The sequence below is a fragment of the Inquilinus sp. OTU3971 genome (genome assembly GCF_038440215.1).
The window spans coordinates 1-24,482 of record NZ_JASATH010000057.1 but is presented as its reverse complement, the minus strand read 5'-3'; the positions used below and the strand labels follow the sequence as shown (position 1 = coordinate 24,482).

Below are 24,482 nucleotides of genomic sequence, written 5' to 3'. Positions count from 1 at the left end.
GTCTCGCCGCCACTGCACAGCAGTTCGGTCATCGGCTGCTTCCAGCGCTCCCTCTGGGACAATCTCAATTCCATAACCTTCGGAGAGGCCCGATGACAGCGGCATCGGGGCTTCCGATGACTCTATCGGTTTCCTCCGTTTCTCCCGTCTGCGCTGATCTGCGATCTCCTGGCAGCTCATTTGTCCGAACAGAGGCAGATCATGGATATGGCGAACGGAAGGGTTCTGGTTGTCGGCGGCAGTTCCGGGATGGGCTTGGCGCTGGCGCGGCGGTGTCTCCGCGCCGGTGCCGGCGTCATCATCGCTGGCCGAAGCGAGGACAGGCTGAGGCACGCCTGCGAAGATCTGGGAGATCCATCGTCACTGGAGACGATCGCCGTCGATATCGCGCAGGAGGATCAGGTGGCCGATCTGTTCCGGCGGATCGGCCGGCTCGACCACATCGTCAGCACGGCCGCCGACATCGAAGGCGCCTACGAGCTGCTGCCGGAGATCGATCTGACGGCCGCCCGGAGGGTGGTGGAGAGCAAGTTCTACGGGCCGCTGCTGCTCGCCAAGCACGGCGCCCCCGTACTGCCGGCCACAGGCTCGCTCATCTTCACCTCTGGCATCGCCGCCTATCGGCCTTCGGCCCGCGGCTCGGTGGTCGCGGCCGTCAACGCGGCGCTGGAGGGGCTGGTCCGGGCGCTGGCGGTCGAGCTGGCGCCGATCCGGGTCAACGCGGTCTCGCCCGGCTGGGTCGACACGCCGATCTGGACCCATGTCGCCGGCGACGAGAAGGAGGAGAGGCTGGGTGCGATGGCGAAGCGGCTGCCCGTCGGGCGGGTCGGTCGGTCGGACGACATTGCCGATGCCATCGGGTTCCTGATGGGCAGCGGCTTCACGACGGGGACGGTGCTGCATGTCGAGGGCGGCCACCGGCTGATCTGATCGGCGCGAAGCCATCGTCCAGGGCTGCCAGCAGCAGCTTCAACGCCGGCGGCTGGACACGCCGGCGGCGCCAGATCGCGGCGAGCGCCGCCGAGCGGACCGACCCCGGCCAGGGCAACTCGGCAATCTCGCCGCGATCGAGCGCATCGCCGACAGCGAGGCGCGGCACCAGGGCGACCCCTGTTCCGGCCGCGACCAGCCGCGCGATCGCCTGGATGCTGCCCACCTCGGCGGCTGGCTTCGGCGCTGCGATGCCCGCCTCGACGAACGCCGTGTCGAGCATGTGGCGATAGACGCAGCCGGGCTCGGTCGCCACGAAGCCGATGACGGCCAAGCCGGCCAGATCGGCCGACACCGCGCCGGGGGGCGATCCGGGAGGGGCGACGAGAACCAGCGGTTCCATGGCCACGATCCGCCTGGCGAAGCGCTCGTCGAGGCTGCCCCTGTCGAAGCAGAAGGTGATATCGATCCTGCCATCCTCCAGCATCCGCAGCAGCTCGCCGCTGCCCGCGACCCTCATCCGGAGATCGATATCAGGGTGCCCGTCGCGGAAGCCCGACAGCCATTGCGGCAGCGTCGCCGCGGCGATCGTCTCAAGTGCGCCGATCGTCAGCATCCCGGCCATCCGGCCTGCGGCAGCCTGCACCGCGGCCCGGGCCTCGTCCGCCAGCGCCAGGATGTCCTCGGCATAGGATCTCAGCACCTCGCCCGCCGGCGTCAACTCAAGGCCCGGCTTGGCGCGCGTGAACAGGCTCGTGCCCAGTTCCGCTTCGAGCGACTGGATCTGGTCGCTCACGCTCGACTGCGCGAGATGGACCTCCTCGGCCGCGCGGGTGACGCTGCGATGGCGGGCCACCGCAAGAAAGGTCCTGAGCAATCTGGGATGCACGAAGCGCCCTCCCTCGCAGCATAGGCGCCACGGCGCGTAATCGGCGGGCCACGCCCTACGATGATGAGCACTACGTCTACGCTGTAGCGCTACGATAGGCCGGCGGTAGCTGCGCTCGCGACTCTCTGCCCGGCAGCCGCTCCGCTCGCTAGCTCGCCGGGTCGTACATGAACTCGCGGAGTTCTTGCGAGCAACAGCAGGCGACTGCGATCTTTCTCGCCCATTCGACGGCATCCTCGCGCGTCGGCAACTCCAGCACCGTGAACCCACCCTTGAGGTGGCTGCCCGGATAGATCTCGGCGGACACCGCCCCGTTGCCGGAGACCAACACGGGATCGACCCGCTCCTCGATTCCTCCACCGAACACGTAGACGCCAGCTGCCTTGGCTTCCTCGATCACCGCATGGGCCTCGGCGGCGACAATCGGGAGCTCTTCGTCCGTGAGCACCATGGCTTCGCTCGGGAAGGAGATGAGGTACTTCGTCATGCTTTGATGATGCATCGCAGGTCTAACGGCAGCAAGCCGCCCAGTCGACGCGACCGCGCTTCGCCGTTCAGGCCCACTACGCCGGCGTACCCAGTGCGGGGTCCGAGTAGGCCCGGCGGCGCGCGACGGCGGATGGCGGATGGGGTGGGATTCGAACCCACGGTGACGTCGCCGCCACGCCGGTTTTCAAGACCGGTGCCTTAAACCGCTCGGCCACCCATCCGGACCGGCCGCACCATACGGATTTGCCCCGCCGGTTTCAAATCGCTTCGCATCGATTGCGTCGTCGAGAGCCGCCGGCAACGTCCGACAATTGAAATCATGGGTTGTCGGTTTTCGCCGCGAAACGAAGCGGTTGCAGGTCGTTCTGTCAAACCGGTCTGCACGCCAATACAACCTATGGGGGCAGACAGAAATTCACAGAAATACTGGGCATCCACCGGCGCCGCCGATCGGCCGGCCAGCACATGCTCAGATATGCCGAAGCGAGACGGGACGAATATGCTGGACCATTGACCGGATGTTGTGACATACGGGTTGACATGACTGCCGAACCGATCTCGACCCGGTCCGGACGCCGTTCTTTTTGCGTGAACTTCAGCCGCACGAAGTCGGATCGTCTCCCGGGGCTCGCCGTCGTTGCAGCCATCGGCGTGGCGCTGGCCGCCACCGGATGCGCTCCCTCCCAGCCGGGAAAGGGGAGCATCGCCGAACGGCCCGTTCTGATGCGACCCGCCGATCCGGGTGTCGTGGCCATCAATGGTGTGCGCTACGTGGCGCGGACCGATCGCGATTCGGTGCAGGTCGGCACCGCCACCTGGTACGGGCCGGGCTTCCACGGCCGCAAGACCGCCAACGGCGAGCGTTTCGACAGCGGCCTGGTCACCGCCGCGCATCGCAGCCTGCCGATGCCGAGCCTGGTCAAGGTCACCAATCTCGACAACGGCCGGACGCTGATCGTCAGGATCAACGACCGCGGGCCGTTCGTGCGGTCGAAGATCATCGACATGTCCGCCCGCGGCGCGGAGCTGCTGGGCTTCCGCGGCAACGGCTCGGCCCGGGTCAAGATCCAGGTGCTGGAGGAGGCGGAGCGCTTCCAGGCGCAGCAGCAGCAGCGCGACCAGGCGCGGAAGAGCCAGGTTGCCTCGGCCGGCAAGGACGACGACCTGATCGACACGCGCTACATCGCCGTGCCGCCGGCGCCACCGGTACCCGACCGGTTGCCGGAGATCGTCGGCAATGTCGGGGACGAGTCGAAGCCGAACCCGGCCGGCCTGTTCGTCGCCGCCGCCAAGGCCACCCGGCCGCAGCAGGTGGCCTCGCTGTCCGACGCCCTGCGCCGATTCGGTCCGGTCTCGACCGCCGCCGCGTCCGGTGCGGTCGAGTTGCGCATCGGCCCGTTCATCGACCCCAAGGCCGCATCGAGCGCCTTGAAGCAGATCGCCAGCGCGGGCTATTCCGGAGCACGCATCGTCGCCGAGTGAGCCCCTTCGGTTCGCGGCGCGACGAGGCCGCAACCGAGGACGGATCGCTTGGGCACGCGCGGACAGTTCATCACCCTGGAAGGCGGCGAAGGCTCGGGCAAGAGCACTCATGTCCGCCGGCTCGCCGCGGACCTCGCCAAGCGCGGCCTCGAGGTCGTGGCCACGCGCGAGCCCGGCGGCTCGCCGGGGGCGGAGGCGATCCGCAACCTGTTGGTCAAGGGCGACACCGACCGTTGGGACCCGGTGACCGAGGCGCTGCTGCATTTCGCCGCCCGACGCGACCATCTGCGGGTCACCGTGCGCCCGGCGCTGGAGCGCGGCGCCTGGGTCGTGTCCGACCGCTACGCCGACAGCTCGCTGGTCTATCAGGGCTGGGGCATGGGCGTGGACCGCGCCAGCCTCGACGCCCTGTTCCGGATCGCCACCGACGGGCTGAAGCCCGACCTGACCCTGATCCTCGACGTGCCGGTCGAGACCGGCCTGGCCCGCGCCGGCGCCCGCCGCGGCGGCGAGGACCGCTATGAGCGCATGGGCGCGGCGCTGCACCAGCGCCTGCGCGACGGTTTCCTGGCGATCGCCGCGGCCGAGCCGGAGCGCTGCGTCGTGATCGATGCCGGCGGCACGGTCGACGAGGTCTCGGCCGCCATCCGCGCGGCGGTCGAGGCGAAGTTCGGGCCGACGCCGTGAGCGGCGAGTTCCCGGCCCCGCGCGCCAATCCGCGGCTGCTCGGCCATGAGGCGGCGGAGGCGGCGTTCCTCGAGGCGCTGCGCGCCGGCCGGCTGCCGCATGCCTGGCTGATCACCGGCCCGCCCGGCATCGGCAAGGCCACCTTCGCCCATCGAGTCGCCCGCTTCATGCTGGCGGGGGGGCCGCGCGGCGCCGACAGCCTGGAGATCCCGGCCGACCACCCGACCTTCCGCCGCGCCGCCGCGGCCGGCCATGCCGACCTGCTGACCATCGAGCGCAATGGTGGCGGCGAGGAGGAGAAGAAGCGCCGCAGCCGCGAGATCCCGGTCGAGCAGATCCGGCGGATCGAGCCGTTCCTGCGCCTGACCGCCGCCGAGGGCAACTGGCGCGTCGTCATCGTCGACGAGGCGGAGGCGATGAACCGCAACGGCGCCAACGCCCTGCTGAAGATCCTGGAGGAACCGCCGGCCCACGCCATCCTGCTGCTGAGCTGCGGCAATCCCGGCGCGCTCTTGCCGACCATCCGGTCACGCTGCCGCCACCTGGCGCTGGAGCCGCTGCCCGACGCGACCGTGGACCGGTTGCTGGCCGAGCACGCGCCCGATCTCGACCCCGGGGAGCGGGCGTCCCTGGTCCGGCTGGCCGAGGGCAGCATCGGCCGGGCGGCGGCGCTGATCGAGGAGGGCGGGCTCGGCCTGTACCGCGACATGCTGGGCCTGCTCGACGATTTCCCGCGGGTCGATTTCCGCGCCGTGCACAAGATGGGCGACCGGATCGGCCCGGTGGCGGCGGAGTCGAGCTGGCGCCTGTTCACTGGGCTGCTGGTGTGGTGGATGGAGCGGCTGGCCCGCGCCGCCGCCCGCGGCACCGCCCCGGCCGAGATCGTGGCGGGCGAGGGGGCGGTGATGCAGCGGGTGGTCGGGGCCCTGGGACGGGCCGGCGGCCTTGATCGCTGGGTGGAGCTGTGGGACAACACCCGCCGTCTGTTCGCTCAGGCGGACGGGTCCAACCTCGATCGGAAGCAGGTTCTCCTGCAGGCGTTCATCGGAATCGAGCGCGCCTGCAACGGCTGACCGCCGCCGCAGTACGGAAAGAGGCCGCGATGCCGGCGCCGAAGACATTCTACATCACCACCCCGATCTACTACGTCAACGACAAGCCGCATATCGGCCACGCCTACACTACGCTGGCCTGCGACGTGCTGGCCCGGTTCAAGCGGCTGGACGGCTATGACGTCCATTTCCTGACCGGCACCGACGAGCATGGCCAGAAGGTGCAGAAGGCGGCCGAGACGGCCGGGGTGGACCCGCAGGCCTTCACCGACCGGGTCAGCCAGAACTTCCGCGACCTGGCCGCGGCGATGAACTTCAGCAACGACGACTTCATCCGCACCACCGAGCCGCGCCACATCAAGGCGTCGCAGGCGATCTGGGAGGCGATGAAGGCGAATGGCGACATCTATCTCGGCGGCTATGCCGGCTGGTACTCGGTGCGCGACGAGGCGTTCTACGGCGAGGACGAGCTGACCGTCGTCGACGGCAAGCGCATCGCCCCGACCGGCGCCGAATGCGAATGGGTGGAGGAGCCGAGCTACTTCTTTCGCCTGTCGGCCTGGGGCGACCGGCTGCTGGCCTTCTACGAGGCCAATCCGGACTTCATCGCGCCGGAATCCCGCCGCAACGAGGTGATCGCCTTCGTCAAGGCGGGCTTGCGAGACCTCTCGATCAGCCGCACCACCTTCAACTGGGGCGTCAAGGTGCCGGGCGACGAGGCGCACATCATGTATGTGTGGGTCGACGCGCTGACCAACTACCTCACCGCCGTCGGCTATCCCGACACCGAATCCGAGAGCTTCCAGCGCTGGTGGCCGGCCGATTTGCACATGGTCGGCAAGGATATCCTGCGCTTCCACGCGCTGTACTGGCCGGCCTTCCTGATGTCGGCCGGGCTGCCGGTGACGAAGCGGGTCTTCGCCCATGGCTGGTGGACCAACGAAGGCCAGAAGATCTCGAAGTCGCTCGGCAACGTGATCGACCCGCTGGAGCTGGTCGAGACCTACGGGCTCGACCCGGTGCGCTACTTCCTGCTGCGCGAGGTCTCGTTCGGCCAGGACGGCGACTTCTCGCGCCGCGGCATGATCCAGCGCACCAATGGCGAGCTGGCCAACGGCTTTGGCAACCTGGCCCAGCGCTCGCTGTCGATGATCGGCAAGAACTGCGACGGCAAGGTGCCGCAGCCCGGCAGCCTGACCGACGAGGACCGCGCGCTGCTGGCCCAGGCGCCGGCGCTGCTGGAGACGCTGCGGCGCGACTTCGACGTCCAGGCCTTCCATCGGGGCCTGGACGCGGTCTGGGCCGTGGTCGGCGAGGCCAACCGCTATGTCGACGAGCAGGCGCCCTGGACCCTGCGCAAGACCGACCCGGCGCGGATGGCGACGGTGCTGTGGGTGCTGGCCGAGACGGTGCGCCGCCTGTCGATCCTGATGCAGCCGGTGATGCCGCAATCGATGGCCAAGATGCTCGACCAGCTGGCGGTGGCCGGCGACGCCCGCGGCTTCGACCGCGTCGGCGACGACCATGCGCTGGTGCCCGGCACGACGCTGCCGGCGCCGCAAGGCGTGTTCCCGCGCTATGTCGAGCCGGAGGCCTGATGCTGGTCGACAGCCACTGCCATCTCGACTTCCCGGATTTCGCGGCGGAGATCGACGACGTGGTCGGCCGTGCCCGGGCGGCCGGGGTCGGCTGCATACTGACCATCTGCACCCGGCCGGACCGGCTGGCGGCCACGATCGCGCTGGTCGAGCGCTTCCCGATGCTGTACGGCGCGGCCGGGGTGCATCCGCATGAGGCGAAGGATTTCACCGACCTCACGGTCGAGGGAATCCTGGCTCTCGTCGCGCATCCGAAGATGGTCGGGATCGGCGAGACAGGCCTCGACTATCATTACGGCCTCAGCCCGGCCGAGGCGCAGCAGGAGAGCTTCCGGCGCCACATCCGGGCGGCGCGGATCGCCGACCTGCCGGTGATCGTCCACACCCGCGAGGCCGAGGCCGACACGCTGCGGATCCTCGCCGAAGAAGGGCAGGGTGGCGAGCGTCCGCCGCTGCGCGGCATCATCCATTGCTTCAGCGGAACACGACAACTCGCTGAAAAATCGGTAAAACTCGGACTTCACATCTCCTTGTCCGGGATCGTGACCTTCAACCGGTCCGAGGACATCCGCGCCACGGCGAAGGATCTGCCACTCGACCGCATCCTGGTCGAGACCGACGCGCCCTACCTGGCGCCGGTGCCGAAGCGGGGCAAGCGCAACGAGCCGGCCTTCGTCACCCACACCGCCCAGCGGGTGGCCGAACTGCACGGGCTGTCAGGTTCAGATTTTGCTCGAAGAACGAGCGACAACTTCTTCAGCCTGTTCACGAAGATCCCGAAGCAAGAGGCCTGACCGATGCGTGTGACGGTGCTCGGCTGCGGCGGTTCGATGGGGGTGCCCATGGTCGGCGGCATCTGGGGCACCTGCGATCCGGCCAATCCGCGCAACCGCCGGCGCCGCCCGTCGATCCTGGTGCAGAGCGACAGCACGACGATCCTGATCGACACCTCGCCGGACCTGCGCGACCAGCTGCTGGACCACGATGTCAAGCGGGTCGACGCGTTGCTCTTCACCCACGCCCATGCCGACCACATCCATGGCATCGATGACCTGCGGCCGCTGGCCTTCAAGCAGCCGATTAACGCCTATATGGATTCGGCGGTGCGGCAGGAGCTGGAGGAGCGCTTCGGCTACATCATGACCTCGGTCGAGATGGACCGCGGCTTCTACCACCCGTTCCTGGTGCCGCATCTGCTGGACGGGCCGTTCCGGGTCGGCGACATCGACATCCTGCCGTTCGAGCAGGACCATGGCCGCGTCGTCTCGATGGGCTACCGCTTCGGCCGCTTCGCCTATTCGACCGACGTCGTGCGCCTCGACGACCGCGCCTGGGCGGCGCTGGAGGGGGTGGAGCTGTGGATGGTGGATGCGACCCGGCCGGAGCCGCATGTGTCGCACGCCCATCTGGCGCTGACGGTGGAATGGATCGAGCGGCTCAAGCCGAAGCAGGCCTGGCTGACCCATATGAACCACCAGATGGATTACGACTGGCTCTGCCAGCAACTACCGGACCATGTCCGGCCGGCCTATGACGGGCTGGTGATCGAGATCTGAGATCGGGGCGGCGGTCCGGCGGTCCGGCGCCGCCCCGGTATCGTTTCAGCGGCGCGGCGGCCGGCGCGGCTGCGGCGCCGGGTTGGCGGCCTGGTTCGCGGCGGCGCGCTCGGCCAGTGCCAGCTCGGTCTTCAGCTCGGCGATCTTGCGGTCCATGGCATCCCGCAGCGTCTTCGAGGTGTGGATGCCGAGATGGGTGCGCTTCTGCTCCAGCTCCTGCAACTGCTTCTGCTTTTCCTCGCGGTTGCGGCGAATCGGGGCGCCGTCGGACCGCTGTCCGTCAAAAGAACGCATAACTGACCCTACACTGGGTTTTCGGAGGGATGCCGTGGGCGCGGCCCGGGGCCGCGCCGCATCCGCGGAAGCGTTGGCCTAACCGATCCGGGGGTGATCGTGCAAGCTGGTATGTCGTCCGCCCTCGCGCTAGGGTCGCTCCCTTACGGGCGGGGACGGGGACGGAGAGGGCGCCTTGCAGCCATCCATACGCAGCTTGCGACTCTGGCACGGCGCAGCCCTGGCGCTGCTGATCGGCCTGCTCGCCGTGGCCCCGGCGGATGCCGGCCCGAAGGACCACCGCTTCCGCATCACCGACGAGCTCGGCCCCGACCAGATCGAGGAGCTGATCGCCGTTGGCATCGACGGCCGCACCGTCGGCGTCCTCCACGTCACCAAGGACGACCCGGTCGCCGAGCTGCAGGTCAAGGTGCCGGCCGGGCGGACGGTGCGCTACGAGCTGTGCGGCTTCCTGCTCGCCGAGACGCCGGAGGGCGGCCGCCGCCAGCACCCGATCAACCACACTGGCACGATCGCGGATGCCGATGGTCGCGAGCTGAAAGCCTTCAACCAGAACAGCGAGATCTTCTACCTGCAGGACAGTGCTCCGCAGGACGCCGATGCGGCGAAGACCGCGATCGTCGGCACCGGGCAATGCGCCCAGCCGGTCGCCTGACGCCAACACTCGATAGGACGGAAACAGCCATGCAGACGCCCTGGATCGCCGATACGGCGCGCTACGAGACCGCCCGCTTTCGCCGCTCCGGCCGCAGCGGGCTGCAGCTGCCGGAGATCTCGCTCGGCCTGTGGCAGAACTTCGGCGGGGTCGACCATGTCGAGACCGGCCGCGCCGTGCTCCGCCGCGCCTTCGACCGCGGCGTCACCCATTTCGACCTGGCCAACAATTACGGCCCGCCCTACGGCTCGGCCGAGGAGAATTTCGGCCGCATCTTCGCGGCCGATTTCCAGCCCTATCGCGACGAGCTGCTGATCTCGACCAAGGCCGGCTACGACATGTGGCCAGGGCCTTATGGCAATTTCGGCTCGCGCAAATACCTGGTCGCCAGCCTGGACCAGAGCCTCAAGCGCATGGGGCTCGACTATGTCGACATCTTCTATTCGCACCGGCTCGACCCCGAGACGCCGCTGGAGGAGACGATGGGCGCGCTCGACCACGTCGTGCGCCAGGGCAAGGCGCTCTATGTCGGCATCTCCTCCTACTCGCCCGAGGCGACCCGCCAGGCCGCAGCGATCCTCAAGGATCTCGGCACGCCCTGCCTGATCCACCAGCCCTCCTATTCCATGCTCAACCGCTGGATCGAGGACGGGCTCCTGGACACGCTGGAGGAGCTCGGCATCGGCTGCATCGCCTTCTCGCCGCTGGCGCAGGGCATGCTGACCTCGAAGTACCTGGATGGCGTGCCGGAGGATTCGCGCGCCAAGCGCGGCCGCTCGCTGCAGTCGAGGCTGCTGTCGGAGGGCAACATCGTCCGCATCCGGGCGCTGAACGAAATCGCCAAGCGCCGCGGCCAGACCCTGGCGCAGATGGCGCTGACCTGGGTGCTGCGCGACCCGCGCATCACCTCGGCCCTGATCGGCGCCCGCTCGGTGGCCCAGTTGGACGACAGCCTCGACGCGCTGAAGGGCGCGCCGCTGACCGCCGAAGAGCTGGCCGAGATCGACCGCCACGCCCTGGATGGCGGCATCGATCTGTGGCGCGCCTCCTCGACCGCCAAGGCGGCCGGGTAGGGAGCGGATCAGCCGGCGTGCCTCAGCGCACGCCGGCGCGCATCCGTGGCGGTGATGAAGCCGGCATAGCTCCAGCCCAGGTGCTTGGCCGAGGTCTGGGCGCCGGTGGCACGGTCGAACTGTTCCGACAGGGCGCCGTCGGCCGGGGTGAAGGCCTGCACCGTGGTTAGGAAGGCGTCGCCGCGCGCGAGGAAGGCGGCGGCCAGGCGCAGGCGGTCGAGATCGTCGGGCTCGGTGACCAGCGCGCGGGCGACGAAGCGGCGGTTATCGGCGGTCAGCGCGAAGGCCGCTCCGCCGGCCAGCGTTGCCGCCAAGCGGTAGTGGAACTCCGCCGCCGCCAGGATCGCGATGTACCATGCGCCGCCGCCGTAGTAGCGGTCCTCGCGATAGCGGCCGAGCGCCGGGGCCGTTCGCCCGGCATTGATCGGGAACAGGCCGACGAACAGGTCCTCCAGCGCCGCGAGCGTGCTCTGGGCCTTCGGGTCCAACACGCTGTGCGGCCCGGACGGAAGCCCGGCATGGAGCACGCCGAGGATCACGGCGATGTCGAGGTCGCGGCCCGGCGCGCCGGAGGCAGCGGGCAGCAGGCTGGCATAGGCGCCGGTCCGCCAATGGCTGTCCGCGGCCGCCGCGAGCGCCATGGCCGCCTCCCGGCATCGCCCGGCAGTCTCGGCGTCGCCCTGTGCCTCCAGCCACTCCGCGCCCCGGCGCAGCGCGGCGCATTGCACAACCCCGGTGTAGTAGTCGTGGCCGCGGCTGTCCTCCCAGATCTCGAAGCTGGGCTCGGCGTGATGCGCCAGGACGAAGTCCAGGTCGATCCGCAGCAACTCGGCCGCCTCGTTCCGGACGCCCGGCTCCAGCACACCGTCCTCCAGGCAGCGCAGCAGGGTCAGCGCCTGCAGCGCCGACCCGTCATGCTGCGGCCGCGACCAGTTCAGCGTGTCCAGCGTGCCGTCCGGGTTGACCCGGACCTCGCCCCAGATCCGGTCGCCTGCGACGCCGCGCAGATCGGCCTCGGACCGGACATGCTGCACGAAATCCGGGTCGACGCCCTGCCGCGGGTCGCCCTTGGCCAGCACCGCGGCGCCGGTCAGGTCGCGCAGGCCGAGGCTAAAGCGGATGAAGTCGCGGATATGACCGGCATCCGAAGCCGGCCGGGTGCCGTCCGCGACCAGGATGCGCAGCGCATCCATCACCAGCGCCGAATCCCGGAACCAGTGGAAGAAATAGTCCGGGTCGGGGTCGTAGGCGCCCATCACCGCCGAGGCCACGACCGATCCCGGCCGCGGCACGATGCGCTGGCGGAACGGCAGCCGCTCCTTGACCAGATGGGTGGCGGACACGCCGAGCGTCAGGTTGCGCGCGGCGACCGCGTATTGCCGGTCGAGCCAGTTTGTGAAGTCGCCGTCCGTCGGACCAGATGGTATCGGCACCAGTTGCGGCTCCAACTGAGATTTGAGGCAAAGAACCGACGCTAAACCATTAATATCATTGCCTGGCTTGACCCAGCAATCCAGAGGGCGTCGACAGTCTCTGGTTGCCCGGGTCAGCCCGGGCAAGCGCTCACGCTTCGATCAGGCCGAGCCGGGTCTCGATCCGGTCGAGCCGCTTCTCGATCTTGTCGAAGCGAACGGAGTGCTCTGCCAGAACGACCTCGATACGCGCGGTATTGACTTCGAGCCGCCCGACGCGAGCGGTCAGGTCGTCCAGGCGGTCGACGATGCGGTCCATGCCGGCGCGGAGATGTCGGAGATGTTCGAGGACGAGGTTCTCAGTGTTCTCGTTCATGGCGCGGCCAGTGTAGCAGAATTCCCCGGAGAAGGGCGATGCCGGCCATCAGCGTTTGCCCAGATGCGGGCTCTCGAAGCCGAGGTTGCGCAGGCCGCGCTGCACATCCGGGTCGCTCATGAACAGCCGCCACAACAGGCCGCTGCGGTGGTTCTCGATCATCACCACGATCGGGCCCTGGTCGATCGCCAGATAGGTGTCGGCCACCCAATTCGCCTGCTCGGAGAAGGCGTCGACGAAGCCGTATCTGTCCCAGATCCGGTCGCCCAGCTTTTCATAGAAATGCCGCAGCGCCCGCATCGACTGCTCGGGCGTGTAGGGCATCGCCGACAGGGCCGCGGTCGGGGTGATGACGCCGAGGTCGTTGTCCGGGGCATGCGCCGAATAGCCGCCCGGGGTGTCGCTCGCCGTCAGGCCCCAGCAATCCGGCCCGTAGCCCTTGAAGCCGTTCGGGTTGCGAATGCAGTGCTCGTAGTTGATCAGCGTGTGCCGGCGGTTCTGCTCCCAATAGTCGGCGTACTGGTCCTTCAGGCCGCGCGGGTCGAGGCCGAGGAAGGAGTAGTGGCTGAAGAACAGCGGCCCGCCATAGGGCATGCCCAGCGGCAGCTCGATGTCGTAGTAGCGCCGCTGGCTGAGGAAGTACCGGCCGACCGCCCAGCCGCGGTGATAGACCTCGGCATCGATGGCGTAGCGCGGCGAGGCCGCGGCGATGACATAGGCGATCAGGCACTCGTTCCAGCCACGGATCTCGTGACCCATGCCCCAGCCGTTGTTGGCGCCCCAGTGCCAGAACAGGACGTTCAGCCCACCGCGGGTGTACCAGTTCCACTCGGTCTCGTTCCACAGCCAGCCGATATGGTTGCGCAGCTCGGTCTCGTCGGCGGCGTCGCGGTCGAAGTAGCGGCGGGCGCAGAGCAGTCCCTGGAACAGGAAGGCGGTCTCGACCAGGTCGCCGCCGTCATCCTTGCGGCTGAAAGACACCGTGGCGCCCGTGCGGCCGTCGAGGAAATGCGGGAACACGCCGTGATGCGAGGTGGTGTGCTCCAGGTGGCGGACGATGGTCATGAGCCGCTCGACCGCGGCCGCGCGCGCGATCCAGCCGCGTTCTGCCGCGACGATGATCGCCATGACGCCGAAGCCGGAACCGCCGGTCGTCACCCAGTCGTTCGGCGCCTTGCCGGCGCGGTCGGTGCGGTCGGGGATCATGCCGCTGACCGGATGCGCCGCCTCCCAGAAGAACTGGAAGGTCTGGCGCTGCACGAGGTCGAGCAGGGCGTCGTCCGACAGCGCCGCGGCGCCCTTCCTGGAAGCGCGGCGGGCCGGTGCCGGTCGTTTGGTCATTCCATCGGGTCTCGGTGGTGGAGCAGGGGGGCGAAGCCGGCGGAGGAGGGGATGGCCCGCCGCGGCGGCCGGCCGATCGGGACTCGGCGCTCGCCGGTGACCTCGTCGGTCATGTGCAGCCGCAGGACACGGGTGTAGAAGCCGTTCTTGACCTCGCGCCGGGCGATGGTGATCACCGCCGTCTCCGGCAGCTCATGCTCGAAGATCGACATCGCCGTCTTTCGCCGCTCCTCGTCAAGGGCGTCGACCATCTCGTCGATGAACACCCATTGCGGCTTGTGCAGCAGCAGCCGGGCGAAGGTCAGGGTCTGCAACTCGTCGCTGGTCAGCTCCTTGTCCCAGTTCTTGACCTGGTCGAGCGAGATCTCGTGGTGCCCCATCTCGGTGCGCCGGAGCGCGCCGCAGATCTGCTCGTCGGTGAAGCTGGACGCGTCCATCGGATAGGTCAGGGCGTCGCGCAATGCGCCGGGCGGCAGGTAGGGCCGCTGCGGCAGGAACATGGTGCGGGCCTGGGGCGGTATCAGGATGCGGCCGGTGCCCCAGGGCCACAGCCCGGCGAAGGCGCGGAACAGCGTGCTCTTGCCGCCGCCGGTGCGGCCGACGATCAGGACGTGCTCGCCCGGCTTGATCTCGACCTGCTCGTCGTCCAGCACCGCGAGCCCGCCGGCCGACAGCACGCCCAGCTTCTCGAAGCCCAGCGTGTCGCCGGTCCCTTCGGCGATCTCGATCCTGCGCGGCTCGCCGTTCAGGTGCTCGAGCGTCACCAGCGTCTCGCGGAAGCTCATCACGCGCAGCAGCGTCGCCCGCCAGTCGGCCAGGTTGCTGAAGTTGTCGACGAACCAGCGCAGCGCCTGCTGCACCTGGACGAAGGCGCCGACCGCCACCATCAGCTCGCCGAAGGTCAGGTCGCCGCCGAAATAGCCGGGCGAGGCGACCAGGATCGGGGCGACGATGGTGAACCAGCCATAGCCGGCGGTGATCCAGGTCAGGTTGGTGACGGCGCGGACATAGCGCAGCATCACCGCGATGATCCGGTCGAGGTCGCCGTCCAGGCGCCGGCGCTCGTCCGACTCGCCGCTGTCCAGGGTGATGCCGTCGACATGCTCGTTGACGCGGACCAGGGCCGCGCGCAGATCGGCCTCGCGGGCATAGCGCTCGGCGTTGATGTTGATCAGCGGCCGGCCGACGCGAAAGCTCACCCAGGAGGCCAGGGCGGCATAGAGCAGGGCGCACCAGACCATGTAGCCGGGGATCGAGATCGGCATGCCGTCGATCTTGAGGGCGATGCCCTGGGACAGGATCCACAGCACGCCGATGAAGCTGATCAGCAGTAGGGTCGACTGCAGCAGGCCGATGCCGAGATCGGTCGACAGCTCGGTCAGGTGACGCGCATCCTCGTGGATGCGCTGGTCCGGGTTCTCGCCGATCTCGCCGGCGCCGGCCAGGCGGAAGGCACGCTTCGGCTTCAGCCACTCGCCGAACAGGTCACGGGTCAGCCCGGCCCGCAGCCGCACCTTCAGCGTCTGGTTGAGCCAAGCCTGGGCGACGTTCAGCGTCAGCAGCACGCCGGCGATGAAGACGAAGACCACCAACTGATGCAGGAACCCGATCAGGCTCTTCTGCGCCAGCGCGTCGTAGAAGGGCTGGTTCCAGGCGTTCAGCCGGATCTGCGCCGCCGCGGTCAGGGCGATGACGACGACGACGCCGACCATAAGAACAAGAATTCGTTTCCAGTCGGGTGATGCCCGCAGCGTCCGGAACAAGGTCAGGAGCTGAGAGGGGAGAGTCTGGCTGACGATCGATTGCTCGTGACCAGCAGCCGTATGCGACGCCTCGGGCGCCTGTGCCATTGAACCTGTCCGTTCCCTACCGCTTCTCGCGCTCCCCTTCGGGATGCTTGTTTCGATCATACGCATAGATGCGATGTCGGTCGTGCATCGAATTGAAACACCAGGTTTTGTGCGGGTTTGCGCGCCCATCACGACACCCGTTTCGCACGGGCGGCGGCCCGGCTGAGACAGACTCGGCGAGGGGTCCCCTCGAACTGGGGGCTAGTGACATCCGAACCGGATCGCACCGAGGCGGTAAAAAAGATTGTCATCTACTTGCCCATACCGACAATCGCTTCGCTTCGAATGGCACAGGGTGCGGAAACAAAATAACCATTCAATGAAGAAATCGAACCGCTACTTGATTTCACTCCCCAGATTTCAAGTCGAAGATAACATGCCCTCCGACCCCAGCCTTCACCGATATCAGACGACGGCGTCGAAATCAGGGCGGGACGGCCACATTGTTGAGCGGAGTGGGAAATCCGCCACACGATTGATAGTCTCGAGCCCATCGACCCCGCCGACGGCCGTCCCAGGCCGCGAAGACGACGCAGCTCATTACCGCCGAGGGCCGAAGCATTTCGGCGGGACCGTGGTCCGGCCAAGCCGGACCGCCGGGAACGAACATGTGAGGCGGTATTCATGCCGCCCATCCAAGCACGGTCAGCTCTCTGTTGCTGTGACCACCGTAACAGCGATGCTTCCCGGCCGTGGGGAGTGACCGATATCATCCTTTCTGGTCTTCCCGTCCCCTGGCGCAGGGTGGAGAAGACGAAAGGGAGGCAGCCCCTACGTCATCAGGGTTGGGGGCGACCTCCGTTGCGCTGCGTCTCTGTGACCATTCTCGCCGATCGGGGGACTTGCCCTATACGAGCGTGGGACAAGCCGCGAGCGCGGGATAGAACCTGCCTTCCGGCATCAGAAGGCGACGCGGTCGCCGCCCTTCAGCTCCAGGATCTCGCGCGCCTCGTCCGGCGAGGCGATCTCGAGGCCCAGCCCCTCGATGATCTGGCGGGCGAGGCGGACCTGCTGGGCGTTGGACTCCGCCAGCTTGCCGGGGCCGGCCCAGAGCGAGTCCTCGAGCCCGACGCGGATGTTGCCGCCCATCGCCGCCGCCATCGCCGCGATCGGCAGCTGGTTGCGGCCGGCGCCGAGCACCGACCATTCGTACTGGTCGCCGAACAGCCGGTCGGCGGTGCGCTTCATATGCGCCACATCCTCCGGATGCGGGCCGATGCCGCCGAGGATGCCGAACACGGTCTGGACGAACAGCGGCGGCTTGACCAGGCCGCGCTCCAGGAAGTGGTGCAGGTTGTAGAGGTGCGAGGTGTCGTAGCACTCGAACTCGAAGCGGATGCCGTCATCGCCGAGGGTCCGCAGCACGAACTCGATGTCCTTGAAGCTGTTGCGGAACACCAGGTCGCGCGAGGCCTCCAGCGCCTCCGGCTCCCAGGAATGCTTGAACTCCTTGAACCGGTTGAGAATCGGGAACAGGCCGAAATTCATCGACCCCATGTTCAGCGACGCCACCTCCGGCTTGAAGGTCTGGGCCGGCAGGATGCGCTCCTCGACCCGCATCCAAGGGGCGCCGCCGGTGGTCAGGTTGACGACGCAGTTCGAGCGCTGCTTGATCACCTTGAGGAACGGCTCGAAGGCCTGCGGCGTCTGGTCTGGCTTGCCGGTCTCCGGGTCGCGGGCGTGCAGATGGACGATAGCGGCCCCGGCCTCGGCCGCGCCGATCGCCGCCTCGGCGATCTCGGCGGCGGTCACCGGCAGGTGAGGGGACATCGACGGGGTGTGGATCGCCCCGGTGACGGCGCAGGTGATGACGATCTTGCGGCTCTTGGCCATCTGGTCTGTCCTCTGGCTCAGGAAACGGTCGGGTCTTCGGGCTGCGCCGCCTTATGGGCCTTCAGCGCCGCCAGGCGACGGTCACGCCAGGCGCTGCGCGCGGCCAGCCGGGCGGCGTCCGGCGTCTCGCCCCAGCCGGCCAGCAGGCGGGCGACGGTGGGCCCGTCCCACACCTCCGGCTTGGCAGGGTCTGCAGCGAGACGGCGGTAGAAGCCGGTGTAGCGGGCGCAGTAGTCGGGAATGCCGCCCGGCGCGTTCAGCTCGATCGTGCCGAACGGGCCGAGGAAGGACCAGCGCAGGCCGAGCCCGTCCTTGATGGTCTTGTCCAAATCCTGCGGGCTGATCACGCCATCGCCGACCAGCCGGAAGGCCTCGGCCAGCAGGGCACCCTGCAGCCGGTTCAGCACGAAGCCGTCGACCTCGCGGTGGATCGTGACCGGCTCCTGCCCGACGGCGCGGTAGATCCCGCGCGCCCGCTCGATGGTCTCGGGGGAGGTCCAGGGCGCGCCGCACAGCTCGACCACCGGCACCAGATGCGGCGGGTTGACCGGATGGGCCACCAGGCAGCGGTCGCGCCCGGCCAACCCCTCGGTGAAGCGCGAGGCGACGATGGCCGAGGTGGAGGAGGCCAGGATCGCGTCGCGCGGCGCCAGCCGGTCCAGCTCGGCGAAGACCGTGCGCTTGATCTCGACATTCTCGGGCAGGTTCTCCTGCACCAGCTCGGCGCCGGCCACCGCCTCGACCAGCGATCCGGCGGCCTGGACCCGGGCCGCGGCGCCGGCTGGGCCGTCGACGAGGCCGTGGCCCGCAAGCTCCGCCAGCCCTTCGCCGATCAGTCCCGGCGCCGCTTCCAGCGCGGCGGTGCTGGAATCGGCCAGCCGCACCTGCCAGCCGGCGGCGGCGAAGACGATCGCCCAGGACCGGCCGATCAGCCCGGTGCCGATGATCGCGACGGTCGGCATGTGTCGTTCCCTCCCGCAGTGTCGTTGTGCCAACGGTCCGACAAAGCGGGGCCCGGGTCCAGACCGCGATCGGCAACCCAGGCCGGCTTGGTTGTGATGGCCCGCCGGGATAGGGTTGCCGGCAACGAGCAAGGAGGAGAACGCCATGGATCTCGGCATCAAGGGACTGCGCGTCCTGGTCACCGCCGGCGCGTCAGGCATCGGGCGGGAGATCGTCCGCGCCTTCGTGGAGGAGGGGGCGCGGGTGCATGTCTGCGACGTCGACCGGGCAGGGCTCGAATCGCTGGCGGCGGAAAGCCCGTCGATCAGCGCGACCCCGGCCGACATGTCCGACCGGGCGGCCGTGGCTCGGCTGTTCGACGAGGCGCTGGCGGCGCTGGGTGGGCTCGACTGCCTGGTCAACAATGTCGGCATCGCCGGCCCGACCGGCCGGGTGGACCAGATCGATCCGGAGGAGTGGGACCGGACGCTGGCGGTCAACATCACCGGCCAGTTCAACTGCACCCGCCTGGCCGTGCCGCATCTGGCCAAGAGCAACAATGCCAGCATCGTCAACCTGTCCTCCTCCGCCGGGCGCCTGGGCTTCCCGCTGCGCACGCCCTATGCCGCCTCGAAATGGGCAGTGGTCGGCTTCACCAAGTCGCTGTCGATCGAGCTCGGGCCGCTCGGCATCCGGGTCAACGCGATCCAGCCCGGCATCGTCGAGGGCGACCGCATCCGCCGGGTCTTCGCCGCCAAGGCGGCCCAGCGCGGCGTCACGCCGGAGGCGATGCTGGACAAGTCCCTGGCCCAGGCTTCGATCCGGGAGATGATCCAGCCGCGCCAGCTGGCCGACCAGATCCTGCTGCTGGCCTCGCCGCGCGGCCGCACCATCTCCGGCCAGGCGATCAGCATCTGCGGCGACCTGCAGTCGCTGGCCTGAGATCGGCGTCCCGCTCCGTACTGATCTTCCTAGGCAGGGGCTTTTCAGACCTTTTTCGCTCGGCTCTCAATGACATGCGAATGCGGCCCGATTCTCAACAAATTCGTCCAATATCAGGCCGTGAGCGGGTTTGGAGGGGAAAGATGGTGGGAAGGGAATCGGAACGCGGCTCTCGCCGCGTGAGGGCGGCGGTCGTTGCGGCCTTGATCGTCTGCGGCCTGCTGGGGGCCGCGTCCTCCGGCCAGGCCCAGTCGCCACGGCCGCAGGCCGGTTCCATCGACGCGTCCGATCTCGACGGCATGCTGAACGTGCCAGAGAAGAAACTGCTGCAGGAGGGGCTGATCTGGCTCGGCTACTACAATGGCTGGGCCGACGGCGTTCTCGCGCGCGGCACGCGGGACGCGATCTGGTCCTGGCAGGAGCAGAACGGCGTCCGACCCACCGGCCGGCTCGACGGTGAGCAGGCGCTCAGGCTCGCCGGCTCCGCCTTCTCGGCCAGGGACCGGTTCGGCTGGCAGCCGCTGTCCGATTCCCGCAGCCGGATCACCCTGTCCTATCCGTCGAAGCTGCTGACGGAGCAGAAGAACTCCGACATGGGCGGGCTGCTGCTGGACAGCCAGGACGGCAACGTGTCGCTGATGACCGTCCGGATGACCGACATCAAGCCTGGTCAGATCGACGCCCTGTACGACGCGCTGGCCGGCGACCAGAAGTCGAAGGTCACCTATGAGTTCAGGCGGGACAGCCTGTTCATCCTCAGCGGCAACCGGGGATCGGGCAAGTTCTACGCCCGGTATGAGCAGCGCGGCGGCGAGATCCGCGGCTACGACCTGATCTGGGATGCGGCCCATGACAAGGAGATGGGCCCGGTCTCGGTCATGGTGTCGAACAGCTTCTACCCGTTCGGCTACGACACGCCGCAGGAGGATCCGAGCTACCCGACCCTGCAGGCGCTGCTCGACGCCAAGGAGCAGCCCGGCGGAGGCGGCACCACGGGCGGCGGCACGGAACCGAGCCCGCAGCGGACGAGCGCCTCGGGCAATCCGAAGGGCGGCACGCCCTTCAGCTACGAGTACCAGGAGCCGAAGAGCCAGGAGATGCAACGGGCGTACCAGTTCGTGCAGGACACGGACCTGATCCGCCAGATCCCTGAGATCCAGACCATGGACGGCATGTTCATCATGCCGCGGCCGCTGGCCTTCGTCGCAGGCGAATGCGGCACGGTGAACGCCTTCTATTCACCCAAGGAGTCGATGATCGCGCTCTGCTACGAGATGGTCGACTCGCTGGTGCGGGAAGGCCACGCGCTGGCCAAGCAGACCGGAGGCGGATCGGATTTCCAGACCGACTATGTGAAGCAGAACATCCGCTTCATCCTGCTGCACGAAACCGGCCATGCGCTGATCGACATCCTCGGCCTGCCCTCGACCGGGCGCGAGGAGGATGCTGTCGACCAGTTGGCAGCCGTGACGATGATGCTGAACAACTGGGACAACGAGGCGACCGACGAGGTCATCGCCTCGCTCAAGCTGGTCGCGCTGTGGTTCTCGGTGAACGGCAGCGGCGGTGGCAGCAACCAGGACACCGACATGGCCCGCTACGCCGACGAGCATTCGCTGAGCGAGCAGCGCTACTTCAACCTGCTGTGCATGATGTATGGGCGCGACCCGGACCGCTATGCCCAGATCGTGCAGGACGGGCTGCTGCCCGAGGCGCGGGCGGCCCGCTGCCGGACCGAGACGGTCAAGATCTTCGAGGCCTGGAGCACCCTGCTGATCCCGCATTTCGCCTCGAATGCCAAGTCTGAGGGCGCTGGGGCGGGCACGGCCGGCAATGCCGCACAGCCGCAGGAAGAACCGGAAGAAGACCCTTACGGGACGCTGAAGCGGTAGGCGAGCCTCACGCGGCCGCGGCGAAGCCGGGCAGGGCGTCGCGGACCGACTGTGCCAGGATCGCCGCCAGCCGGGCGGTAACCGGATCCGGCTCGGCCTCGGCCCGCAGCAGCGTCAGGGGCAGCGACGGCAGCGCCGGCGCCGCGGCCGGGTCCAGTACCAGGACGCCGGCGGGCAGGCCGAAATCGGTGCGGATGGTGACGCCGAGACCGGCTGCCACCGCCGCCCACAGCCCGCCGAGGCTGGGGCTGACGAAGGCCAGGCGCCACGGGATGCCGGCGTGGTCCAGCGCGGTGGTCGCGGCGGTGCGCAGCAGGCATGGCGCCTCCAGCGTCGCCAGCGGCAGCGGCTCGTCGGGCCGGCCAAAGCTGGCGGCGCGGTCGCCCGCGGCCGGCCCGACCCAGCGCATCGGCAGCTCGGCCAGCCGCTCGCCATGGGGCAGGACGCCGCCATCGCCCCAGGCCAGCGCCAGGTCGAGCTGGCCGGACCCGACCCGGTCCAGCAGGTCGAAGCTGCGGGCGATCCGGGCTTCGATCCGAACCTTCGGATGGGCGCGGGCAAAGCGGCCCAGCACCGCCGGCAGCAGCGCCTCGCCGAAATCCTCGGACAGGCCGAGCCGCACCCAGCCCTCGAGATCGGCGCCATGCACCGCGGCCGCCGCCTCGTCGTTGAGCGCGAGCAGCCGGCGGGCATAGGCCAGCATGGTCTCGCCGGCCTCGGTCAGGGCCAGGCCTCGTCCCGACTTGCGGAAGATCGGCGTGCCCGCCTGCTCCTCCAGCTTGCGCAACTGGGCGCTGACCGCCGAGGTCGAGCGGCCCAGCCGCTCGGCCGCCTTGGCGAAGCTGCCCAGTTCCATCCCCGTGGCGAAGCTGCGCAGCACGTCCAGGTCGAAGGTGATCCGGCGCATGAGGATCGTCCCTATTTTCCGAATTGTAAGTTTTGATATTTCTGATTTTCTGTACAAACCTGCGGCGCTATCTGCTGGGCGTCAAGTCTACGGAGATCGCCATACCGCTCACCCGCGTCTCGCTCGCCAGAGGCAAATCGCCCGAATACCTTCGCGCCTTGTCCGACGGCCTGCACCGGGCACTGGTCGAGGCCTTCGACGTGCCGCCCGACGACCGCTTCCAGATCATCCACCAGCACGAGCCGGGAGAGCTGGTGTTCGACCGGCACTATCTCGGCGGTCCGCGCTCCGACGATTTCGTGCTGTTCCAGGTCACCGCCGGCCGCGCAGCACCGGGACCAAGGCGGCGTTCTACCGGCGCCTGGTCGAACGCCTGGCCGAGGCGCCGGGCATCCGGCCCGAGGATGTCGATGACGATGCCAGATTTCAGGCGTGACCCAGGTCACCTCCGGCTTTGCCGCTCGGGTGCGATGGTCCGGGCACAGCACAGGCGGCGGGACCCACCGCTGCCGGAAACTGGAGTCAGAAGCCTTGCTTCAACATCGGATGTCCCCGGCCGATTACCTCGTCGCCTCCTGGTCGCAGGCCGAGTCCAGCACGCCGTCGACAGAGCTGGACCTGAGCACCGCGAACAGCAACCGGGCGATCCGCGCCCTGGTTGCCGACGACGACCCGGCGATGCGGGAGACGATCGTCGACTATCTCGAGAGCCACGGCGTGCACGCGGTCGCGGCCGCGGGGCGCCGGGAGATGGCCCGCCACATCGCCAGGGACGAACTGGACGTGGTGATCCTGGACCTGCAGCTCGGCGAGGGTGACGGCCTTGCGCTGCTGCGCGAGATGCGGGCGAAATCCGCCATCCCGGTGATCATCGGCACCGGTCGCGGCCAGGAGGAGATCGATCGCGTCATCGGGCTGGAGCTCGGCGCCGACGACTATCTGAGCAAGCCGTTCGGGCTGCGCGAGCTGCTGGCGCGGATCCGGGCGATCCTGCGCGGGCGGGACCTCGCACGGGCAGCGCCGCAGCGGCCCCCCGAGCGCGGCCGCTGCCGCTTCGGCGGCTGGCAGCTCGACCGGCGCCTGCGGCGGCTGACCGACGCCCAGGGGGCCGTGGTGCCGCTCTCAAAGGCCGAGTATGCGCTGCTCGTCGCCTTCGTCGGGGCGCCGCAGCGGCCGCTGTCGCGCGAGCAACTGCTGCAGGCGACGCGGATTCGCGAGGATGTGTTCGACCGCACCGTCGACGTGCAGGTGCTGCGGCTGCGCCGCAAGCTGGAGGCCGATCCGCGCGCCCCGAGAATCATCCGGACCGAGCGCGGCATCGGCTATGTCTTCACGCTGCCGGTCGAGGCGCTGTGACTGCCGCCCTCAGTGAACCGCCCGATCCTCGCCGCGCAGGGCGTTCCGCGCCCGCGCCAGCCGGGAGCGGATGGTGCCGATCGGGACATGAAGGCGCTCGGCCGCCTCTTCGTAGGAGGCGCCGTTGATCGCCACCAGGTGCAACACCTCGCGATGGCTGCGCGACAGGGAAGGCCAGCGTGCCTCCACTTCGCGCACCTCGATCGCCTCGGTCTGGTTGGCCGGGGCGGGCAGGTCCCAGCCCTCGATCGGCACCATCTCGGTCTGGTTGCGCTTGCCCGAGACGAATTTCGAGAGGTGGAGGCGGCGCATCATGACGATGAGCCAGGCCACGATGTTGCTGCCGGGGCGCCAGAGATGGAGCTTCAGGGCGGCCCGCAGCAGGGTCTCCTGGATCAGGTCGTCGGCATCCGCGCGGTTGCGGGTCAGGCTCACGGCATAGCGCCGGAGATCCGGAATGCAGGGAGCGACGGTCGCGAGGAACTGTCGCTCGGTTGCGGCTGAGATGGCCGGCATCGGGGAGCGTCCGTGTTGCGACTGACTACCCAACGAAACCGATGGGCGACCCAACTGTTCCCTTAAAAATCCTCTTCTTCCGCGCCTGCGGTGCAATAAAATTCCGCTTCGCTTGCCGTACATCGATGCGGCGCCCCAAATCGGTGCCGCCCGACTATCAATTGATAAGCGATTCCAACTGCCCCAATCCGCCGGTGTGTTCGGCGAGATACACGAAGTGACATTTGTCTAAATTGGTCAGTTCTTGTGGCAATGATCGCTCGATCGGTGGATCTGCCTTTGTCGCGGCGCAGGCGGAACAATCGCCGTGGCTCGGCCATTGCTTCATTGCCTTGCGCCGCGGCGCGGCGGGGGGGCACCCCGCCCGCCAGGAGGGGGAGTGCAGTGGTACTCGGCCAGCACACCCCCCC

General features: G+C 68.5%; 24 protein-coding genes, 1 tRNA gene and 1 pseudogene. 13 read left to right on the top strand and 13 right to left on the bottom strand.

The window, feature by feature from the left end; translation table 11 throughout:
* Positions 1-201: 201 nt before the first annotated feature.
* Positions 202-930, top strand: a complete 729-nt coding sequence (locus tag AAHM41_RS16245) for an SDR family oxidoreductase (RefSeq protein WP_342237602.1) — start codon at positions 202-204, stop codon at positions 928-930.
* Here the strand turns inward: AAHM41_RS16245 and AAHM41_RS16240 are convergent.
* The 3 genes from AAHM41_RS16240 to AAHM41_RS16230 form a co-directional block, all read right to left on the bottom strand.
* Positions 881-1,819, bottom strand: coding sequence for a LysR family transcriptional regulator (locus AAHM41_RS16240; RefSeq protein ID WP_342237601.1), 939 nt, complete (start codon positions 1,817-1,819; stop codon positions 881-883). The genes AAHM41_RS16245 and AAHM41_RS16240 overlap by 50 nt on opposite strands.
* A 148-nt stretch (positions 1,820-1,967) precedes the next feature.
* On the bottom strand, positions 1,968-2,306 hold the full coding sequence (locus tag AAHM41_RS16235) for a YciI family protein (protein WP_342237600.1): 339 nt from the start codon (positions 2,304-2,306) through the stop codon (positions 1,968-1,970).
* A gap of 133 nt (positions 2,307-2,439) precedes the next feature.
* Positions 2,440-2,529 (bottom strand) — tRNA-Ser (locus AAHM41_RS16230).
* A 526-nt stretch (positions 2,530-3,055) separates the two neighbouring features.
* On the opposite strand from AAHM41_RS16230, the gene AAHM41_RS16225 reads away from it, so the two are divergent.
* From AAHM41_RS16225 to AAHM41_RS16200, 6 genes are read left to right on the top strand one after another with little or no spacing between them, the layout of a single operon-like run.
* On the top strand, positions 3,056-3,790 hold the full coding sequence (locus AAHM41_RS16225) for a septal ring lytic transglycosylase RlpA family protein (protein ID WP_342237599.1): 735 nt from the start codon (positions 3,056-3,058) through the stop codon (positions 3,788-3,790).
* A 48-nt stretch (positions 3,791-3,838) separates the two neighbouring features.
* Entirely contained in the window at positions 3,839-4,477 is a 639-nt protein-coding gene (gene tmk / locus AAHM41_RS16220; protein ID WP_342237598.1) for a dTMP kinase, read from the top strand.
* Positions 4,474-5,550: a DNA polymerase III subunit delta' gene (locus tag AAHM41_RS16215; RefSeq protein WP_342237597.1), complete on the top strand. Its 1,077-nt coding sequence runs from the start codon at positions 4,474-4,476 to the stop codon at positions 5,548-5,550. The genes tmk and AAHM41_RS16215 overlap by 4 nt, the downstream gene beginning before the upstream one ends.
* 29 nt (positions 5,551-5,579) lie before the next feature.
* Positions 5,580-7,127: a methionine--tRNA ligase gene (metG, locus tag AAHM41_RS16210; protein WP_342237596.1), complete on the top strand. Its 1,548-nt coding sequence runs from the start codon at positions 5,580-5,582 to the stop codon at positions 7,125-7,127.
* A complete protein-coding gene (locus tag AAHM41_RS16205; protein WP_342237595.1) occupies positions 7,127-7,921 on the top strand; it encodes a TatD family hydrolase in 795 nt (264 codons plus the stop codon). The genes metG and AAHM41_RS16205 overlap by 1 nt, the downstream gene beginning before the upstream one ends.
* A 3-nt stretch (positions 7,922-7,924) precedes the next feature.
* Positions 7,925-8,683: an MBL fold metallo-hydrolase gene (locus tag AAHM41_RS16200; protein ID WP_342237594.1), complete on the top strand. Its 759-nt coding sequence runs from the start codon at positions 7,925-7,927 to the stop codon at positions 8,681-8,683.
* 45 nt (positions 8,684-8,728) lie between these two features.
* Here AAHM41_RS16200 and AAHM41_RS16195 read toward each other — a convergent pair whose 3' ends face one another.
* A complete protein-coding gene (locus AAHM41_RS16195) occupies positions 8,729-8,977 on the bottom strand; it encodes a hypothetical protein (RefSeq protein WP_342237593.1) in 249 nt (82 codons plus the stop codon).
* A gap of 175 nt (positions 8,978-9,152) precedes the next feature.
* Between AAHM41_RS16195 and AAHM41_RS16190 the strand changes: the two genes are divergently transcribed.
* Positions 9,153-9,632 carry a hypothetical protein gene (locus AAHM41_RS16190; RefSeq protein ID WP_342237592.1) on the top strand — a complete coding sequence of 160 codons (480 nt, stop codon included), beginning with the start codon at positions 9,153-9,155 and terminating at the stop codon, positions 9,630-9,632.
* A gap of 29 nt (positions 9,633-9,661) precedes the next feature.
* A complete protein-coding gene (gene mgrA, locus AAHM41_RS16185; protein ID WP_342237591.1) occupies positions 9,662-10,705 on the top strand; it encodes an L-glyceraldehyde 3-phosphate reductase in 1,044 nt (347 codons plus the stop codon).
* 8 nt (positions 10,706-10,713) lie between these two features.
* On the opposite strand, the gene AAHM41_RS16180 is transcribed toward mgrA, so the two are convergent.
* From AAHM41_RS16180 to AAHM41_RS16155, 6 genes are all read right to left on the bottom strand, one after another.
* Entirely contained in the window at positions 10,714-12,138 is a 1,425-nt protein-coding gene (locus AAHM41_RS16180) for a glycoside hydrolase family 15 protein (protein ID WP_342237590.1), read from the bottom strand.
* A gap of 130 nt (positions 12,139-12,268) precedes the next feature.
* Complete coding sequence (locus AAHM41_RS16175; RefSeq protein WP_342237589.1) at positions 12,269-12,436, bottom strand: hypothetical protein; 168 nt, start codon at positions 12,434-12,436, stop codon at positions 12,269-12,271.
* A 105-nt stretch (positions 12,437-12,541) separates the two neighbouring features.
* On the bottom strand, positions 12,542-13,834 hold the full coding sequence (locus AAHM41_RS16170; protein WP_342237588.1) for a glucoamylase family protein: 1,293 nt from the start codon (positions 13,832-13,834) through the stop codon (positions 12,542-12,544).
* On the bottom strand, positions 13,831-15,684 hold the full coding sequence (locus AAHM41_RS16165) for an ABC transporter ATP-binding protein/permease (protein ID WP_342237587.1): 1,854 nt from the start codon (positions 15,682-15,684) through the stop codon (positions 13,831-13,833). Before AAHM41_RS16165 ends, AAHM41_RS16170 begins: the two co-directional genes overlap by 4 nt.
* 900 nt (positions 15,685-16,584) lie before the next feature.
* The gene (locus AAHM41_RS16160; protein ID WP_342237586.1) at positions 16,585-17,517 is read right to left on the bottom strand and encodes a 3-keto-5-aminohexanoate cleavage protein; all 933 of its coding nucleotides are present in this window, start codon (positions 17,515-17,517) and stop codon (positions 16,585-16,587) included.
* 17 nt (positions 17,518-17,534) lie between these two features.
* Positions 17,535-18,479 carry a 3-hydroxyacyl-CoA dehydrogenase gene (locus AAHM41_RS16155; protein ID WP_342237585.1) on the bottom strand — a complete coding sequence of 315 codons (945 nt, stop codon included), beginning with the start codon at positions 18,477-18,479 and terminating at the stop codon, positions 17,535-17,537.
* A 145-nt stretch (positions 18,480-18,624) separates the two neighbouring features.
* Between AAHM41_RS16155 and AAHM41_RS16150 the strand changes: the two genes are divergently transcribed.
* Complete coding sequence (locus AAHM41_RS16150) at positions 18,625-19,401, top strand: SDR family oxidoreductase (RefSeq protein ID WP_342237584.1); 777 nt, start codon at positions 18,625-18,627, stop codon at positions 19,399-19,401.
* A gap of 143 nt (positions 19,402-19,544) precedes the next feature.
* The gene (locus AAHM41_RS16145; RefSeq protein WP_342237583.1) at positions 19,545-21,293 is read left to right on the top strand and encodes a DUF4344 domain-containing metallopeptidase; all 1,749 of its coding nucleotides are present in this window, start codon (positions 19,545-19,547) and stop codon (positions 21,291-21,293) included.
* 7 nt (positions 21,294-21,300) lie between these two features.
* Here the strand turns inward: AAHM41_RS16145 and AAHM41_RS16140 are convergent, their stop codons facing one another.
* Together AAHM41_RS16140 and AAHM41_RS16135 are read right to left on the bottom strand one after the other, a co-directional pair.
* Positions 21,301-22,200, bottom strand: a complete 900-nt coding sequence (locus AAHM41_RS16140; protein WP_342237582.1) for a LysR substrate-binding domain-containing protein — start codon at positions 22,198-22,200, stop codon at positions 21,301-21,303.
* Between the two features lie 11 nt (positions 22,201-22,211).
* Entirely contained in the window at positions 22,212-22,469 is a 258-nt protein-coding gene (locus tag AAHM41_RS16135) for a hypothetical protein (RefSeq protein WP_342237617.1), read from the bottom strand.
* On the opposite strand from AAHM41_RS16135, the pseudogene AAHM41_RS16130 reads away from it, so the two are divergent.
* Both AAHM41_RS16130 and AAHM41_RS16125 read left to right on the top strand, forming a co-directional pair.
* A pseudogene (locus AAHM41_RS16130) lies at positions 22,359-22,636 on the top strand (tautomerase family protein). The gene AAHM41_RS16135 and the pseudogene AAHM41_RS16130 sit on opposite strands and share 111 nt — an antisense overlap.
* Positions 22,637-22,746: 110 nt before the next feature.
* Complete coding sequence (locus AAHM41_RS16125; RefSeq protein ID WP_342237581.1) at positions 22,747-23,556, top strand: response regulator; 810 nt, start codon at positions 22,747-22,749, stop codon at positions 23,554-23,556.
* A 9-nt stretch (positions 23,557-23,565) separates the two neighbouring features.
* Here the strand turns inward: AAHM41_RS16125 and AAHM41_RS16120 are convergent, their stop codons facing one another.
* Positions 23,566-24,072: an RNA polymerase sigma factor gene (locus AAHM41_RS16120; protein ID WP_342237580.1), complete on the bottom strand. Its 507-nt coding sequence runs from the start codon at positions 24,070-24,072 to the stop codon at positions 23,566-23,568.
* Positions 24,073-24,482: the final 410 nt, after the last annotated feature.